Source organism: Geminicoccus flavidas (assembly GCF_009806515.1).
Lineage (GTDB): Bacteria > Pseudomonadota > Alphaproteobacteria > Geminicoccales > Geminicoccaceae > Geminicoccus > Geminicoccus flavidus.
In genome coordinates this window covers 1-948 of sequence record NZ_WUJP01000831.1, presented here as the reverse complement: position 1 = coordinate 948, position 948 = coordinate 1, and the positions used below count along the sequence as shown (strand labels likewise).

At 69.4% G+C, this 948-nt stretch carries 1 protein-coding gene and 1 pseudogene; both read left to right on the top strand.

Features of this window, described 5'->3' with window-relative positions; all coding sequences use genetic code 11:
• On the top strand, nucleotides 1-743 hold a 743-nt coding region (locus EQG76_RS33065; RefSeq protein WP_159717033.1), incomplete at its 5' end, for an ABC transporter ATP-binding protein.
• Between the two features lie 4 nt (nucleotides 744-747).
• Nucleotides 748-948, top strand: a pseudogene (locus EQG76_RS23915) (ABC transporter permease); the annotation flags it as partial.

Genomic DNA, 948 nt, shown 5'->3' with positions numbered 1-948 from the left:
AGATCGAGGCCGAGGCCCGGCGGATGCTGGAGCTGGTGCGCCTGGAAGGCTTCGAGCGGCGCCTGCCGCGCGAGCTGTCCGGCGGCCAGCAGCAGCGCGTGGCGCTGGCCAGGGCACTGGCCGGGCGGCCCAGGGTCCTGCTGCTGGACGAGCCGCTCTCCGCCCTCGACCTGAAGCTGCGCCGCGAGATGCAGATCGAGCTGAAGCGCCTCCAGCACGAGACCGGCATCACCTTCGTGTTCGTCACCCACGACCAGGAGGAGGCGCTGACCATGTCGGACCGGATCGCGGTGATGAGCAGCGGCCGGATCCTGCAGATCGGTTCGCCTACCGAGATCTACGAGCAGCCGACCTCACGCTTCGTCGCCGACTTCATCGGCGAGACCAACTTCCTGACAGCACGCTGCGAGGAGGTGGCCGAGGGCCAGGCCCGGTTCCGGCTGAGTTCCGGTGACCTGGTGCAGGGCTTGGCCATTCCTGGCCTCATGAGCGGCTCCGAGGTGACGCTGGCCATCCGGCCGGAACGGCTGGACCTGCTCCCGGACGGGCAACCGGGCATCCCGGCGACCATGCGCGACCTGCTCTATATCGGCAACGACACGGTCTGCACGGTGGCCCTGGCCGATGGCACCGAACTGCAGGCCCGGGTGCAGAACCGGCACGGTGCCATCCATGCCTCGGCACCGGGCTCCGCAGTACGGGTGAGCGTCGAGCCGCAGGCCGTGCGCGTGGTGGGGGACTGAGGCCATGGCGCGACAGAGCGGCGAAGGCAGGCGGCGCGCGCTGCTGATCGCCCCGTCCATCCTGATGATCGGCCTGTTCATGCTTGTGCCGGTGGGCATCATGGCGGCGATCAGCTTCATGGAGCGCGGCTCGGGCGGCGGGGTGAACTGGGGCAGCTTCACCACGGAGCCCTATCTCCAGTTCCTGTTCGAGCGCGACCTGGAC